Raw genomic sequence first — 15,878 nt, 5'->3', positions numbered from 1 at the left:
GCCGGGCTCGCCAACCCCCACGGGCCCGGCACACCCGGAGTCCTGGGGGTCACGGAGGACGACTGTGCGCCGACGGCCCGAAGACCTGGGTGTTCCCTCGCAACGGCGGTGGCGTCCGCTGCACACGGGGGTGGTCGGGGTCCTCGCGACCATGGTCGGCCTCGGGACGGTGGCCCAGAGCGTGCCGGAACTGGTCCCGGGCGACGGTGGACTGCTGCTCGCGCTGGTGGGGCTGCTGGGCACCGGCACCGCCGTCACCGCCCAGGCCCTGCTCGAACGCCTGCCCCAGGGGTCGGGGCCGCGAGAGCGGCCGGCTCTGCGCCGACGCCTCCCCCCGCCCGTGGACCACTTCACGGGGCACGCCGCACTCATGGCGGAGTTGTTGGCGGAGTTCGACCGCTTCCCGCGCCCCGGGCCCCGCGGGCTCGCCCGCCGGGCGTTCGGGCAGGAGCGGAGACGGCGCCTCCGAGGACCGCTCGTCATCGCGATCACCGGGGAGGGCGGCACCGGCAAGAGCCAGTTGGCGGCCCAGATCGTGGCCCGGGTCGCCGACCGTTTCCCCGACGGCAAGCTGGAGTTCGAGCTCTACGGCGGCGCCGACCACGACTCATCGGGACGGCGGGAGCCACGGCGCCCAGAGGAGGTCCTCGCCCAGATGGCCGCCGAACTCGGCGGGCGCCCCGCGGACGGTGCCGCCCTCGACGACCTCGCCGGTACGTGGAAGACCGCTACGGAGGGGCGACGGCTCCTCGTCGTCCTCGACAACGCCAAGGACTACGCCCAGGTGGAGCCGCTGCTCCCCAGTGGTCCGGGCTGCGCCGTCCTGATCACCGGCCGCTCGGGATTCCCCGACGCTCCGCCGCCGATGCTGCGGCGCGGACTCGCCCCGCTGTCACCGCCGGAGGGCCTGGAGCTGGTCGACCGCCTGGTCAGCGCTTCGGGCCGGGGGTTGTCCGCCGATGATCGGCGGGCCCTTCCCGACCTGGTCTCGGCCTGCCACGGCCTCCCCCTGGCCCTGTGCCTGGCGGGCACCCAGCTCACCCTGGAGAACGGTCCGGATGTGGTGAGCCTTCTGGACCGTATGAGCACCCTGGACGTTCCCGGACCCCGGGCCGTGGCCCGTTCCCTCGCCTTCGGCCTCCAGCAGTGCACGCCCCAGGAGCGTCTGCTCCTGAACCGGTTGGCCGGGGCCGGACTGACCACCTTCGCGCCCTGGGCCGCCGCCGCGCTGCTCGACACCGAGGAGGAGGAGGGCGGGCGGATGCTGTGGGACATGAGCCACCGCTACCTGGTGACGTACCTGTACCGTGCGGGCGGCTTCGACCGGTTCCAGCTCCACGACCGGGTCCGTGACACCCTGCTGGCTGCGGGCCCCCACGTGCTCGGCGTGCCCGAGGACGAGCGGCCGGACTGGTCGGCCGAGCGGCTGCGCACCTCAGTCGACCGCCTGCTCCGGGCCTTCGAACGTCTCGCCGAGGCCACCGCCCGAGCCGCCGCGCCACACGAGTGGAGCTTCGGCTCACCCGTCCCCGGCCGGGTCGGGCAGGGTGGGGACGCCCCGGCCGTCGTGCGGGCTCCGGCCGATCCGCTGGCCTGGCTGGAGTCCGAGCGCCGGGGGTTCGAGGTGTGCTTCCGGTGGACCGCGCCGGAGGGGGACGGGCGGCGCTCACCCGAGCGCGGACTCCGACTGCGACGGGCCTTCACGGTGCTGTCCCGCTCCGGCCGCAGGCATTGGGGAGCCGTGGGCGAGGCCACCCGGCAGTCCACCGCGCTGGCCCTGGAGATGGACGACCCCTTCTCCTACGGCGTGGCCCTCCTGGAGCGCGCCGAGGTCGTGGGGGCCCAGGGCGACCACGACACGGGCTACGAGCGCGCGCTCACCGCCCTGCGCGTCCTCGAACAGCTGGACCCGCCCGTGGATCCGCGCTGGTCCGCGCGGGCACACCGGGCGGTCGGCGTCAACCTGTACCGCAGGGGCGACCTCGACGACGGGCGGGCGGAGATCGAGCGGGCGGTGCGGACCTTCGAGGAGCACACCGACCACTGGTGGTGGGCGCGGACCCTGTGCAACCTGGCCGAGGTGGACCGGTTCCAGGGGCACCTCGAACGCGCCTACGACCTGCTCTCCCAAGCCGAGTCCCTGCTCGAGGGCTCCCGGGACGTCCCCGAGCAGTGGGCGCGGGTGCGGCTCCAGCGCGGGGAGGTGCTGCGGTTGCGCGAGTACCCGCTCAACGCCTGGTTCGTGCTCTCCGACGGCCTGGAGCGGCTGACCGACGCGCCCGAGGAACACTGGTACCGGGCCCGCTACCTGCGTTCCCTGGGGCAGCTGCCCACCAACGAACTGAACCGGGCGGCGGAGAAGTGCGAGCTGCTGCTCAGCCCCCAGCGTGAACGGGACCGCCGCTACCGGACCGCGCGGAAGGCGGGTTGGCCCGAACAGCAGAGGAGGGCAGTGGAGAAGCTGTTCGTCGACGGCTACCCGGAGTACGCGTACCGGTGCGCCGAGCCCGGCCCGCCGCGCGGACTCCTGCGTCGGCGCGGGACGCTCAGGGACACGTGGCGGGGTGAGCGCCAGGTCGAGCGGCTACGCGAGGCGGAGCGCTCCTTCGAGGAGATCGGCGACGACTGGGGGCGCTGGCGCACCTGCCTGGTGTTGGGCCAGGTGCTGCTGGCCCGTGACGAGGGCGAGGGCAAGGAGGAGTTCCTGCGTGCCGCGCGGGGGTTCCGCGACCTGGGTGACAAGTGGTGGCAGGCACGGGCCCAGCGTATGGCCGCCGAGTCGCTCCACAAGGCGGGGCGGCTCGGCGAGGCGGAGGAGCTGGCGCGGGCGGCGATCGCGGGGTACCGGGGCTTGCGGCATCGTTCGGGTCAGCTGCGGGCCATGCGGCTGCTGGCCGCGATCGTGGTCCGAAGCGACCAGTTGGAGGCGCGGCGCATCCTCAACCGGGCCACGGAGATCGCGGAGGAGGGGGTCCGGTTGGGGGTGGTGCCGGGGTGGATGGTGGCGTGGATCGGGGCCCTGCTCTCGGAGGTCGAGAACAGCAGCTACTGAGCGGGGCCGGGCCCGGGCACGGAGAGGGGCTCCGCACCGCGAGTCACCTCGCGGTGCGGAGCCCCGGTGTCACACGGGCCGGCAAGACGGTCCGGCCCGGGCGACTGGTCCGCCCTCGGACCGGTCAGAGCGCGGGCGCGACACCCACGGCGACGGCCAGGTCCTCCCACGACATCCCGGAGCCCTTGAACACGTTGGGCCGGTCGGTGCGGCGTGCGACCTCGCCCCGGACGAGCGGGGCGATACCGACGAGGTCGGCCTTGGTGAGGGTGCCCTCCTCGATGGCGATGACGACGTCCCCGCACTCACGCAGGGCGGCGTCGCTCTCCTCGACGACCACGAGGGAACGGCCCATCAGGGCGGCGTCGAGCTCGCGGCGGTCGGCCTCGTGCGATCCCATGGCCACCACGCAGGCACCGTCGCGGACCAGTGAGCCGTCGAACAGCGGGTCTTTGGCGGAGGTGGCGCACACGACGATGTCGGCCTCGGCCACGTCGGCCTCCGTGCCAGTCTCGGCGGTGATGCCGCGCTCGGCGAGTTCCCGGAGGGCGGAGTCCACACGGTGCGGGGTGCGGCCGACCATCCGAACGCTCGTGAGCTCGCGGATGCCCGCCACGGCGACGACGTGCTCGACCGCCTGGGGGCCGCTGCCGAACACCACGAGGCGGGACGCCTCGGGTGCGGCCAGCCGGTCGACGGCCACGGCGGAGGTGGCCGGGGTCCGCAACGACGTCAGCGTGACGCCGTCGACGAGCACCCTGGGAGTGAGGGTCCGGGCGTCCATCAGCATGTACACGGCCTGGATGCGCGGCAGGTCGCGGGCGGGGTTGTCCGGGGACACGGACGCGACCTTCACGCCGACCCAGTCGCCCAGGGTCGAGGGCATGAGCAGCAGGTGGCCGTCACCGGCCCCGGCGTGGGTGCGCGCGGGGTCCCGCGAGGGGTCGAAACCGTCGAGCAGGGCGCGCTCGATCAGCTCGAACGCCCGCTTGGGGCCGACCCGCTCGCGTAGTTCCTCCGCGCTGACGAAGGGCAGGCCGGTGTGTGCTTCGGTCATGCGGACACCTTGGAGTTCTCGTTGGCGGTGGCTTCACGGGCCTGGATCAGGGCGCTCTCCTTGCGGACGACGAGGCCGGAGCACGCGACGGCGACGAAGGAGATGACGGCGAGGACGACCAGGTAGGTGGCGATCGGCCACCAGGCGCCGTCGAAGCGGGCCAGCAGCCAGGTGGCCAGCAGCGGGGCGGTGCCACCGGCGAGGGCGGCGCCGATCTGGTAGCCGAGGGTCACACCGGTGTAGCGCACACGGGTCGTGAAGATCTCGGAGGTGAGGGTGCCGAGGGTGGCGGTGACCGGGGGCCAGGCCACGCCGAGGGCGATCACGACGGCCGCGTACACGGCCCAGCTCATCTGGAGGTCGAGCAGCATGAAGAAGGGCGCCGCGAACAGGGCGATGAGCAGGGTGCCCGCGAGGTAGACCTTCGGGCGGCCGACGCGGTCGGAGAGCGCGCCCATGAGCAGGATACCGAGGGTGCTGACCAGAGCGCCGGCGCTGACGGCGTTGAGGACCACGGACTGCTGGACGTCGAGCGTACCGGTGGCGTAGCTGACGACGAAGGTCGCGAAGATGTAGAACGGGGCGGTCTCCACGACCTTGGCGCCGACGGCCACGAGGACGGAGCGCCAGTGGTCGCGCAGGGTGTCCCGGATGGGCAGCTTGGCGACGTCGCCGCTCTCCTTCGCCTCACGGAAGGCGGGGGTCTCGGCCAGGCCCTTGCGGATCCACAGGCCGACGAAGACGAGGACGATGCTGGCGACGAACGGGAGACGCCAGCCCCAGGACTCGAAGGCGCCGTCGGGGAGCAGGCTGACCAGGCCGAAGGCGACGGTCGACATGAGCATGCCGATGGTGATGCCGGTCTGGGGCACCGAGCCGAAGAAGCCGCGACGGTTCTCGGGGGCGTACTCGTAGGCGAGCAGCAGGGCGCCGCCCCACTCGCCGCCGATCGCGAGTCCCTGGATGATCCGGCACAGGATCAGCAGGACGGGGGCGAGAAGGCCGACCTGGTCGTAGGTGGGCAGCAGACCGATCGCCACGGTGGCGCCGCCCATGAGCGACAGGGTGATGACGAGGGTCTTCTTGCGACCGATCCGGTCACCGATGTGGGAGAAGACGATCCCGCCGAACGGCCGGATGAAGAAGGTCAGCGACAGGGTCAGGTACGACAGCATCAACGAGATCACGGGGTCGTCGTTGGGGAAGAACTGCTTGTCGAAGATGAGCGCGGCGGCGGTGGCGTAGAGGAAGAAATCGAACCACTCGATCGCGCTGCCGCTGAGGCTGCCAAAGAGGACACGGCGGTTGGTGGCCGGTTTACCGACCACCGAGTGCTGCGAGGCCACTCACAACTCCTCGGATCAGGGCCCGATGAAGAGGGGCCTCAGGAAGGGGAACTTGTGCAACGTACAATTGCACCCTCCCCGAAGCAAGGCCCGTGACCTAATCGACGCAGCTCAGCTACCTGCTTCGTGTTCCGACCCGCCTTCGTCAGACCTCCGCGCGGCCCGCCCAGACGCCCCGCACGTGGCCCAGGTGGTGGCGCATGAGGGCCTCGGAACCCGCTGTGTCACCGGCTTCGAGGCGGTCCAGCAGGGCGTGGTGCTCCTGCGCGGTGTCGACCAGACGGCCCTCCTCGTGGAGCCCACGCAGCGCCGACAGCCGCGACATCCCCCGGAGCCTGCGCACCTCGTCCACCAGCTTCTGATTGCCCGCGATGGACAGCATCTGGAGGTGGAAGGCCATGTCGGTGGCGATGAACTCGCGCAGCTGTCCCGTCTCGGCGGTCTCCGTCAACCGGTCCGCGAGCGGACGCAGCGCGGCGATCTGTCCGGCGGTGGCGATCGCTGCGACCCGGCCGACCGTGGGGACCTCGATGAGGGCGCGGAGTTCGATGAGCTCGTCCAGCGCCACGTCGCTGAACTCCACCACGCGGTACCCCCGGTGTCGGAGGGTCTCCACGAGCCCCTCCTGGGTCAGCTCCATCATGGCCTCGCGCACGGGGGTCGCGGACACACCGAGGCGTTCGGCCAGGACCGGGGCCGAGTACACGACACCGGGTTCGAGCTCACCGGCGATCATGGCCTCACGCAGGACGTCGGTCACCCGGGCGCGCAGACTGGCGTGCTCCGTGAGCGAACCGAGGACCGGCCGCGAGCGGTCCCGCGGCGCGTCGATGCTCATGTGCTGTTGTTCCTCCCCGACCGGACTGCGTCGTTCCAGGATGCCACGCGCCCCGGCCCGATCCCCTCGAAAGGCCGTTCCCGGCACGCACGGAAGAAGTGGGAAGTGCGACACGGAGGGTCACGGGACGACCGCGACGGGCGCCGAGCGCGCTGCTACGGGAACCCCTAGGGGCCGATCGAGGGGCGGGGTGGGACGCCGTCACCTGCGTTCCGGCCCGGCCGGACGTGCACGTTGAGGCTGCCGTCGCCGGGCGCGGTTTCGCCCAGGCGGCACCACCACGACCGGCACCGCCAGCAGGGAGGGCCCCCTGACTTTCGACAGGGGACACGACCGCGTCCGGCGGGTTAGGTTCCCCACCATGCGCCCTCCCCGTCTCCGTCCCCTCCGAGCGCCCGTGGGGCACCTGGCCCTGGCCACCGTGCTTCTCCTGCTGTCCCTGGCCCCGGTCATGCCGCTGCTGGTGATGGCCGTACCCGCGCCGGCCCTGCTCGCCGGACGGCTCTCCCGTGACCCACGGGTGGCCGGGTACGCGTTCACCGTGGTCGGCCTGGCCGGGGTGGCGGCGCTGGTGTTCGGCGGTCATCCCGTGGGCATGTGGGTGACCGGCGGGGTGCTGGCCGCGTTCGCGGTGGTTCTGCCGTGGCTGCTGGGCCTGTACCTGCGCAGCACCTCCGCCCTGGAACGGGCGGGCTGGGAACGGGCCCGGACCCTGGACCGGGAGTGGCGACTGATGACCGAGCGGGCGCGCATGCGGGAACGCTCCCGGATCGCCCACGACCTGCACGACGCGGTGGGGCACCAACTGAGTCTGCTCACCCTGGGCGCCGGGGCCCTGGAGACGGCCCCGGACCTGCCCGAGGAGCGCAGGGTGCAGGCCGGACAGCTGAGGGAGGCGGCGGGGAGGGCGGCGGAGCAACTCATGGTCGCGGTCGGGGTCCTGCGCGCCGACACCGGGTCCGCGCCCCCGGCCCCGGAGGGAGAGGGCGTCACCGCACTGGTCGAACACTCACGCGAGGCCGGGCTGCGCGTGAGTCTGGAGACGGAGGGCACCCGCGTGCAGCTCCCGGTGATGTCGGACCGGGCCCTGTACCGGGTGGTCCAGGAGGCGCTGACCAACGCCGCCAAGCACGCCCCGAGCACGGACCCACGGGTGGTTCTGCACGGCCTCCCGGACGGGGACGGTGTGCGGGTGACGGTGACCAACCCCCTGCTCCGTCGGGACGGTGCCCCGCGACGGGTCCCCGGCACCGGCGGTGGTCTGGTGGGGCTGCGCGAACGGGTGCGTCTGGCCGGGGGCGAGTTCAGTGCCGGACCCGAGGGTGGCCACTGGGTGGTGTCGGCCCGGCTGCCAGGCGAGGGGCCGGGCCCTTTCGGCGCGGGTGCGGGCGCCGCCGTCCTGGGAGCCTCCCGGGACGGTGAGGCCCACGACGCGGGCCCGGTCGGTGACGGGACGGTGAGAGACGCGGCGGGCGGTGCCCGAGGCGAGAGCGGTGCGGTCTCCGAGGGCGGGTTCGCGGGCGAACCCCTCCACCCGGGACCGGACCTCCTCGGCGGCCCCGGCGACGCCGTCTCCCGCGAGGAGGACGCACACCCGCACCGCCGCGTACGTCGCCGGACCCTGTGGGCGATCAGCACGATCGTGCTGGTGCCGGTCCTCACGGCGATGGTGGGGTACGGCCTGCTCCTGGCATTCAGCATGTCGGAGGCGGCGAACTCCACCCTCGACCCCGAGCTGTTCGAGCGGTTGCGTCCCGGCCAGGAACGGGCCGAGGTGGAGGCCCTGCTCCCCGATCGGGAGCTCCACCCGGGGACCCACACCCCCGACGCCTGGCCCGAGGACCCCGAGGGGCAGGAGTGCCGCTACTACCGTTCCAGTGAGGATGTGGTCTCGGGAGAGGACGACAGATTCCGGCTCTGCTTCGACCCGGACAGACTGGTCTCGGTCGAGGTGCTGCCATGGTGACGGGGGACGCGGGGAGGTCGGAGTGTGATCAGGGTGCTGTTGGTCGACGACGAGGCGATGGTGCGCGCGGGAGTGCGGGCGGTACTGGGTAACGACCCGGACATCGCGGTGGTGGCCGAGGCCTCCAGCGGCCGGGAAGGGGTGGAGCTGGCCTGGTCGCACCGGCCGGACGTGGCTCTGGTCGACATCCGCATGCCGGGGATGAACGGGCTGGAGGCGGCGGAGGAGATCCGCCGGGCCGTGCCCGGGGTCGGGGTGGTCATCCTGACCACCTTCGGCGAGGAGGAGTACGTGGTCCGGGCCCTCGACAGCGGGGTGGACGGGTTCCTGCTCAAGACCGGCGACCCCCGGGAGCTGTTGCTCGGGGTGCGCGCGGTGGCGGAGGGAGGTGCCTTCCTCTCCCCCAGGGTGGCCCGCCGGGTCCTCGACGGTCTGAGCCACGAACGCTCCACCGCCCGGCTGCGCGCCCGTGAACGCCTGGCCGGGTTGACGCCTCGGGAACACGAGGTGCTGGCCCTCCTGACCATGGGGCTCTCCAACGGCGACATCGGCAGGCGGCTCCACATGGTGGAGGGCACGGTGAAGGGGCACGTGAGCACCATCCTGCGCCGTCTGGGGGTACGCAACAGGGTGGAGGCCGCTGCGGTCGCGCACGAGGCCGGTCTGAAGGACGACCGTTCGGGGAACGCCGGGTAGATCGGCTTCCGGGCGGGCCGGGCTGGTCGTGTTCCCCGACCCTCCTTCTGCCGCTGACTCACCCATGGGTCAGGCCCTCCGCCGGAGCGACACGGGCGGCGCGGGCGGCCGGGACCAGGGTCGCGAGCACCCCGACACCGAGGGCGGAGGCGAGGACGAGCCCCAGCGCGCTCCAGGGAACGGCCACCTCCAGGGGTGCGGTCCCACCCACGATCGCGTCCACCCCGACCAGCCCGAAGGGAACACCGAGGAGCACCCCCAGGACGGCCCCGAGCTGGCAGACCACCACGGCCTCGACGGCGAGGGTGCCGTACAGCCCGGCCCTGCTCAGCCCGAGGGCCCTCAGCAGAGCCACCTCCCGGGTTCTCTCCAGGACCGACAGGCTCAGGGTGTTGGCCACCCCCAGGCCCGAGATCACCACGGTGACCAGTAGCATCACCAACGCCAGGGCGACCAGGAGATCGAGGACCTCGGTGAGGTCTCCGCGCTCGCTGAGCGCCCCGCTCAGCGAGACCTCCGGGTCGGCACCGGCGACCAGGTCCATCTGGTCCGCGAGGTGGTCCCGATCGATCCCGGGCGCCGCCACGCCCCACACCATGCCCCTGGTGCTCTCCCGCGCCAGGTCTTCCAGGACCTCCGCCAGCACCACCGGGGCGGCCGTCCCGGAGGCGGTGGCCAGGGCGGACGGGTACACGGTGAAGCCCCGCGCGGTGCCGTCCACCCCGAGTTCGACGCTCTCCCCCGGTTCGACGCCAAGCGCCTCCAGCTGGTCCCCGGAGACCAACATGACCGGGTGGCCTCCCGGGTCGAACCCGGTGTCGGTATCGGTGTTCCCGGCGGAACCCAGGAGCGTTTCGGCACCCGTGACCTCAGCGAGCCGTGGGGAGACACCGACCACGGTGACCCGGTCCAGGCCCTCGACCACCATCTGGGCGGTCCGGGGGGACTCCACGTACGCCAGGCCCTCGATCTCCCGTACCCGTTCCACGGTGCCGGCGGCCACCGACCCCTCGTCGACTCTCGCGCTGACGTCCACCGGATATCGGGAGTTCAGGTCGCCGTCGATGGTGGCCCGGCCGGTGGCCGCGGCCGTGGTGAGCGCGGAGATCAGCCCGAGCCCCAGCACGAGGGCGAGCGTGGCGGTGGCCGCCCGGCCGGTGTCACGCCGGAGGTTGGCCCCGGCAAGGTCGGCGACACCGCCCATCCGTCGCAGCGGCCGGTGCGCCAGCCGGAGCAGCCGGGAGATCGGATAGCGCAGAGCCATGAGGACGCCGACCGCTCCGGCGAAGCCCCCGCCCAGGGCGAGGGGCAGCGACTCCACGCGCGCCCCGGCGACCATGGCACCCAGCCCGAGCAGCGCGCACACGGTTCCCAGGGCGTGCACGGCACGGAAGCGCACCGCGCCGTCCAACGGAGCCGAACGCAGGGCCTCAACCGGTGCGGTGCCGGCCGCCGTGCGCGCCGGGGCCCAGGCCGCCGCCACGGTGGTGCCCACGCCGACCAGCGCGCACCCGGCCAGGAGGAGCGGATCGAGGTGCGGCCCGGCTCCGGCCAGTCCGGTCAGGGAGGCGCCCGCGTACCCGACCGCGATCCCCGCACCGAGCCCGACCAGGGATCCGACGCCTCCGATGATCAGGGCCTCCGCGACGACCAGCGCGCGTACCTGGCCGCGGTCCGCCCCCACCAGGCGCAGCAGGGCGGTGTCGCGGCGGCGCTGGGTGAGCAGGATCGTGAAGGTGTTGGCGATGACCATGGCCGCCGCGAGCAGTGCCATGAGCGCGCACGCGAGCAGGAGGAGGTCCAGCTGCTGGGAACCGCCCGCGAACCGGTCGGCGGCCAGCCGGGCCTGATCCTCGGCGGTCATCACGTACAGGTCCGGCGGCAGCGCGGCCTCCAGGGACGTCACCGCCGTCTCCGGGCTGACCCCGGGAGCCGTGCTGGCCAGCACCGTGAGCGGGCTGTCCCCGGCGAAGTACACCTCGGGCGCGTAGAACGTGAACCGCACCCCGGTCAACGGCTGGAAGTCCAGCGCCACGCTGCCCGTCACCGTCACGTGCTCCCCGGAGGACCGGAGCCCCTCCCCGTCCCTGGTGCCCTCCGTGCCCCCTCCCGGAACCGCCTCGGCGTCGGCCGGGGAGCCGGTGAACCGAACGGTGTCCCCCACACGGAGCCCCAGTGACTCCAGGGTGTCGCTGTCGGCCACGACCTCGTCCGTGCCGACGGGCCAGTCGCCCTCGGCCAGGTCGAACCAGCGCAGCCCGGGGTCGTCCGCGAGCCCGTGGACGTTCGCGGTTCCACGCAGGTCGTCGGTGGCCACCTGGACGGTACGAGCGTGTACCTCCGTGACGGTCTCGACGTCGGGGTGCTCCGCCACCGCGGAGGGCCAGTCCGATCCGGGGTCGGCGGTCTCCGGGTCCCGGTCCACCACCACGTCGGCGGCGGTCAGCGGAGCGGCGGCCACCGCACGCAACCCGGCCTCGGAGGTCGAGGAGAACACCGAGGTGGCCGCCAGGAACAGGGTGCCGAGCACGACCGCCAGCAGGACGGCAAGGTGTCGGGTGGGATGGGAGCGGATCTGCGCCCAGGCCAGGTTCAGCACGGGCGCTCCGTTCGGGTCATGGCGGCGAGGACCTCCTGGGTCGTGGGTCGTTCCAGGGCGTCGCGCAGAACGCCGTCGGACATCGTCAGGACACGATCTGCGTAGGTCGCGGCGATCGGGTCGTGGGTGACCATGACGATCGTCCGACCGAGTTCGGTGCTGGCGGCACGGAGGTGTTCGAGCAGTTCACGTCCGGTGGTGACGTCCAGGGCACCGGTGGGTTCGTCGGCGAAGAGCACCGCCGGCCGGGTGAGCAGGGCACGAGCGATGGCGACCCGTTGCTGTTGCCCGCCGGAGAGCTCCGCCGGTCTGTGGCGGAGCCGGTCCCCGATCCGCAGGGTGCGCACCACCTCCTCCAGGTGGGCGCGGTCCGGGCGCCGCCCGGCGAGTCTGAGCGGGAGCAGGACGTTCTGCTCGGCGGTGAGGGTCGGCACCAGGTTGAAGGACTGGAAGACGAAACCGATCCGTTCGCGCCGCAGGCGGGTCAGCCCCCGGTCGTCGAGTCGGGTGAGGTCGCGCCCCTCCACCAGCACCCGTCCCGATGTGGGGGTGTCGAGGCCCGCCAGGAGGTTCATCAGCGTGGACTTCCCGGAGCCGGACGGCCCCATGATCGCGGTGAACTCCGCCTCCCTGAAGGAGACGTCCACCCCCGCCACGGCGGTGACGGCGGCCCCGCCCGCTCCGTACCGTCGTACGAGTCCACTCGCCTGGAGTACCGCGTCGCGCCGTTCGGTCGGCGTGCTGCTCATCCGGTTCCCTTCCACCACGTGTCCCAGCATCCGGAATCCACGCTAGGAATCAGCGCCCCCGCGCCAACACTGACGACTGACGGGGTGACCCCCTGACCAACGACAGGGGCAGACCGCCGAGCACGCTGCTACGGGAACCGCGGGGCGCCGATCGAGGGGCGGGGTGGGACGCCGTCACCTGCGTTCCGGCCCGGCCGGACGTGCACGTTGAGGCTGCCGTCGCCGGGCGCGGTTTCGCCCAGGCGGCGCCGCCACGACCGGCACCGAACCGCCGGTGACCAGGGAGGAGGGGAACGCGCCCGGCTCACCCGGCGACACCGGGGAACGCACTTCGTCCAAAGCATTGACGAAGTGCCGCCGCGCTGGCAATGTACGCGGCATCTGCCAGGGGACGACCGAACGGAGACCCACCGTGCACGACGACCGGCGGCTGACCGAGGCACGACTGGACCGCGTCCTGAGGGAACGCGTATGGCCCGCGGTGTACACGACGTCGATCCCCCTGGAGGTGGCCCGCTGGGACGCGCCGGGGGAACCGGTCCCCGCGGAGGAGGGCATCGGTGCGCCCCACGAACCCGCGCGGGTGGGCGACGCTTGGGGCCCGGCCTGGGGCACCACCTGGTTCCGGCTACGCGGCCGGGTCCCCGACGACTGGGCGGGACGGACCGTGGAGGCCGTCGTCGACCTCGGCTTCGACGACGCCATGCCCGGTTTCCAGTGCGAGGGGCTGGTCCACCTCCCGGACGGGACCGTCGTCAAGGGCCTCAACCCGCGCAACGCGTGGATTCCGGTCGGCGCCCCCGTGAACGGGGGCGAGACCGTCGAGTTCCACGTGGAGGCCGCCGCCAACCCGGTCATCCTCGGCGACCCCCCGTTCCAGCGGACCGACCTGGGATCCGGGCGCGGCCCCGAGGACCGGCCCCTGTACCGGCTGGCCCGCGCCGACGTGGCCGTCTTCGAGCGGGAGGTGTGGGAGCTCGCCCTGGACCTGGAGGTCGCGGACGGCCTCATGCGGGAACTCGACACGGGAGACCCGCGCCGCTGGGAGCTGCTGCGGACCCTGGGCCGCACCCTGGACGCCCTCGACCTCCAGGACGTCCCCCGCACGGCGGAGCGAGCGCGGGAGGTGCTGGCCCCGGCGTTGCGCTCTCCCGCCGCCGCCAGTGCCCACCGGGTGTCGGCGGTGGGGCACGCGCACATCGACTCGGCCTGGCTCTGGCCGCTGCGCGAGACCGTCCGCAAGGTGGTGCGGACCAGCGCGAACGTGGTGGCGCTGATGGACGACCACCCGGAGTTCGTCTTCGCGATGTCACAGGCCCAGCAGTGGGCCTGGCTCAAGGAGCACCGCCCGGAGGTGTTCTCACGCGTGGTGCGCGCCGCCGAGGCCGGACGCTTCGTGCCGGTCGGTGGCATGTGGGTGGAGTCCGACACCAACATGCCCGGTTCGGAGGCGCTGGCGCGCCAGTTCGTCTTCGGCAAGCGCTTCTTCCGCGAGGAACTGGGGGTGGACACCCAGGAGGTGTGGCTGCCGGACTCCTTCGGGTACTCGGCCGCCCTCCCCCAGCTCGTCCGTCTGTCCGGTTCGCGCTGGTTCCTCACCCAGAAGATCTCCTGGAGCCAGGTCAACCAGTTCCCCCACCACACCTTCTGGTGGGAGGGGTTGGACGGCACCCGCGTGTTCACCCACTTCCCTCCGGTGGACACCTACAACGCCGAGCTCACCGGGGCCGAGCTCGCGCACGCCGCACGCAACTTCCGGGACAAGGGGAGCGCGTCGCGTTCCCTCGTACCCTTCGGCCACGGGGACGGGGGCGGTGGCCCCACCCGCGAGATGCTGGCCCGGGCGGCGCGCCTGCGCGACCTGGAGGGCTCGCCCACGGTGGAGATCGAGCACCCGGAGCGGTTCTTCGCCAAGGCGCACGAGGAGTACGCGGACGCCCCGGTGTGGTGGGGGGAGCTCTACCTGGAGTTCCACCGGGGCACGTACACGAGCCAGACCGCGACCAAACAGGGCAACCGGCGCTCGGAGCACCTGCTGCGCGAGGCCGAGCTGTGGGCGGCGACCGCCACGGTGCGCGCGGGCGTCCCCTACCCCTACGAACGGATCGAGGAGGCCTGGCGGACGGTCCTGCTCAACCAGTTCCACGACATCCTGCCCGGCAGCTCCATCGCCTGGGTGCACCGCGAGGCGGCGGAGACCTACGCACGGGTCGCGGAGGAGCTCCGGGAGGTCATCGCGCGGGCCCAGGAGGCGCTGGCCGGTGACCACACCGGCCAGGCCTCGGCCGGTGTGGTCTTCAACCCGACCCCGCACGAGCGCGACGGCGTCCCCGCCCTGGGCGCCCTCCCCAGTGAGCGTGTGGGGGCCGGGAACCCCGACCACGCCGCCCTCGGCCCGGACCCGCGGACCCCGGGCGGGTTCGTTCTGGAGAACGCGCTCCTGACGGTCCGGGTGGACGAACGCGGCCTGGTCACCTCGATCCTGGACCGGGGCGGGGACCCGGAGGGCCGGGAGGTGCTCGCCCCGGGCCAGCCGGGCAACCTGCTCCAGGTGCACCAGGACCTGCCCAACCAGTGGGACGCCTGGGACGTGGACGAGTTCTACCGCAACACCACCGTGGACCTCTCCGAGGCCGACTCCGTCACCCCCGAACCGCCCGGTGAGGGCGCGGCCGCCCTGCGCGTGACCCGCTCCTTCGGGGACTCCTCGGTGGTCCAGGTGATCTCCCTGGCGCCGGGTGCGAGGCGACTGGACGTGGAGACGGTGGTGGACTGGCACGAGCGGGAGAAGTTCCTCAAGGCCGCCTTCCCGCTGGACGTGCGCGCGCACGAGTCGTCGTCGGAGATCCAGTTCGGCCATGTCAGGCGTCCCGCGCACACCAACACCTCCTGGGACTCGGCCAGGTTCGAGATCTGCGCCCACCGCTGGGTGCACGTCGCGGAGCCCGGCTACGGGGTGGCGGTGCTCAACGACTCCACCTACGGGCACGACGTCACCCGGGACGTCCGGAGCGACGGCGGCACCACGACGACGGTCCGCCTGTCGCTGCTGCGCGCGCCGCGCTTCCCGGACCCCGACACCGACCAGGGAGAGCACCGGTTCCGGTACGCCCTGGCCCCGGGCGCGGAGATCGAGGACGCGGTCCGTGAGGGCTACCGGATCAACCTCCCGGTCCGGGAGGTACCCGGTGACGCCGTGGTGGCGCCCCTCGTGGCGGTGGACGACCCCGGTGTGGTGGTGGAGTCGGTCAAGCTCGCGGACGACCGCTCCGGCGACGTGGTGGTGCGCCTGTACGAGGCCCGTGGCGGTCGCGCGCGGGCAGCCGTGAGCACCGGCTTCCCGGCTTCGGGGGTGCGCGCCGTGAACCTTCTGGAGGAGGAGTACGAGGAGGCCCCGGACCTGCTCACGACCGCCGATTCGGACGGTTCCCTGCGGGTGTCGGCCGCGCTGCGGCCGTTCCAGATCCTGACCCTGCGCTTCGAGCGCTGACCCGACCCCGGGGGCCGGGCTCGCCGTCCCGGGCCCGGCCCCCGGCCTTCGACCCCCGCGCCCCCGCGCCCCCGGCGCCGACCCG

The 15,878-nt window shown here is 73.0% G+C and carries 9 protein-coding genes; 4 read left to right on the top strand and 5 right to left on the bottom strand.

Features of this window, described 5'->3' with window-relative positions; translation table 11 throughout:
* Window positions 1–64 precede the first annotated feature (64 nt).
* Complete coding sequence (locus ACRWK8_RS20210; RefSeq protein WP_431872174.1) at window positions 65–3,052, top strand: NB-ARC domain-containing protein; 2,988 nt, start codon at window positions 65–67, stop codon at window positions 3,050–3,052.
* A gap of 124 nt (window positions 3,053–3,176) precedes the next feature.
* Here ACRWK8_RS20210 and ACRWK8_RS20205 read toward each other — a convergent pair whose 3' ends face one another.
* The 3 genes from ACRWK8_RS20205 to ACRWK8_RS20195 form a co-directional block, all read right to left on the bottom strand.
* Window positions 3,177–4,109, bottom strand: coding sequence for an ornithine cyclodeaminase family protein (locus ACRWK8_RS20205; RefSeq protein ID WP_378737277.1), 933 nt, complete (start codon window positions 4,107–4,109; stop codon window positions 3,177–3,179).
* On the bottom strand, window positions 4,106–5,455 hold the full coding sequence (locus tag ACRWK8_RS20200) for an MFS transporter (protein WP_431872172.1): 1,350 nt from the start codon (window positions 5,453–5,455) through the stop codon (window positions 4,106–4,108). The genes ACRWK8_RS20205 and ACRWK8_RS20200 overlap by 4 nt, the downstream gene beginning before the upstream one ends.
* A 145-nt stretch (window positions 5,456–5,600) precedes the next feature.
* Window positions 5,601–6,293: a GntR family transcriptional regulator gene (locus ACRWK8_RS20195; protein WP_378737281.1), complete on the bottom strand. Its 693-nt coding sequence runs from the start codon at window positions 6,291–6,293 to the stop codon at window positions 5,601–5,603.
* 361 nt (window positions 6,294–6,654) lie between these two features.
* On the opposite strand from ACRWK8_RS20195, the gene ACRWK8_RS20190 reads away from it, so the two are divergent.
* Together ACRWK8_RS20190 and ACRWK8_RS20185 are read left to right on the top strand one after the other, a co-directional pair.
* Entirely contained in the window at window positions 6,655–8,259 is a 1,605-nt protein-coding gene (locus tag ACRWK8_RS20190) for a sensor histidine kinase (protein WP_431872168.1), read from the top strand.
* A gap of 24 nt (window positions 8,260–8,283) precedes the next feature.
* A complete protein-coding gene (locus tag ACRWK8_RS20185; RefSeq protein ID WP_431872166.1) occupies window positions 8,284–8,955 on the top strand; it encodes a response regulator in 672 nt (223 codons plus the stop codon).
* 58 nt (window positions 8,956–9,013) lie between these two features.
* Here ACRWK8_RS20185 and ACRWK8_RS20180 read toward each other — a convergent pair whose 3' ends face one another.
* The gene (locus ACRWK8_RS20180; RefSeq protein WP_431872164.1) at window positions 9,014–11,554 is read right to left on the bottom strand and encodes an FtsX-like permease family protein; all 2,541 of its coding nucleotides are present in this window, start codon (window positions 11,552–11,554) and stop codon (window positions 9,014–9,016) included.
* Window positions 11,548–12,303 carry an ABC transporter ATP-binding protein gene (locus ACRWK8_RS20175; protein ID WP_378737289.1) on the bottom strand — a complete coding sequence of 252 codons (756 nt, stop codon included), beginning with the start codon at window positions 12,301–12,303 and terminating at the stop codon, window positions 11,548–11,550. Before ACRWK8_RS20175 ends, ACRWK8_RS20180 begins: the two co-directional genes overlap by 7 nt.
* A gap of 412 nt (window positions 12,304–12,715) precedes the next feature.
* Here ACRWK8_RS20175 and ACRWK8_RS20170 point away from each other — a divergent pair, with 412 nt between their 5' ends.
* A complete protein-coding gene (locus ACRWK8_RS20170; protein ID WP_431872162.1) occupies window positions 12,716–15,793 on the top strand; it encodes an alpha-mannosidase in 3,078 nt (1,025 codons plus the stop codon).
* The last annotated feature ends 85 nt before the right edge of the window (window positions 15,794–15,878 follow it).

The sequence above is a fragment of the Nocardiopsis eucommiae genome, from assembly GCF_965344335.1.
GTDB lineage: Bacteria > Actinomycetota > Actinomycetes > Streptosporangiales > Streptosporangiaceae > Nocardiopsis > Nocardiopsis eucommiae.
Note: the sequence above shows the minus strand (reverse complement) of the source record. Positions and strands in the feature narration are given on the sequence as shown.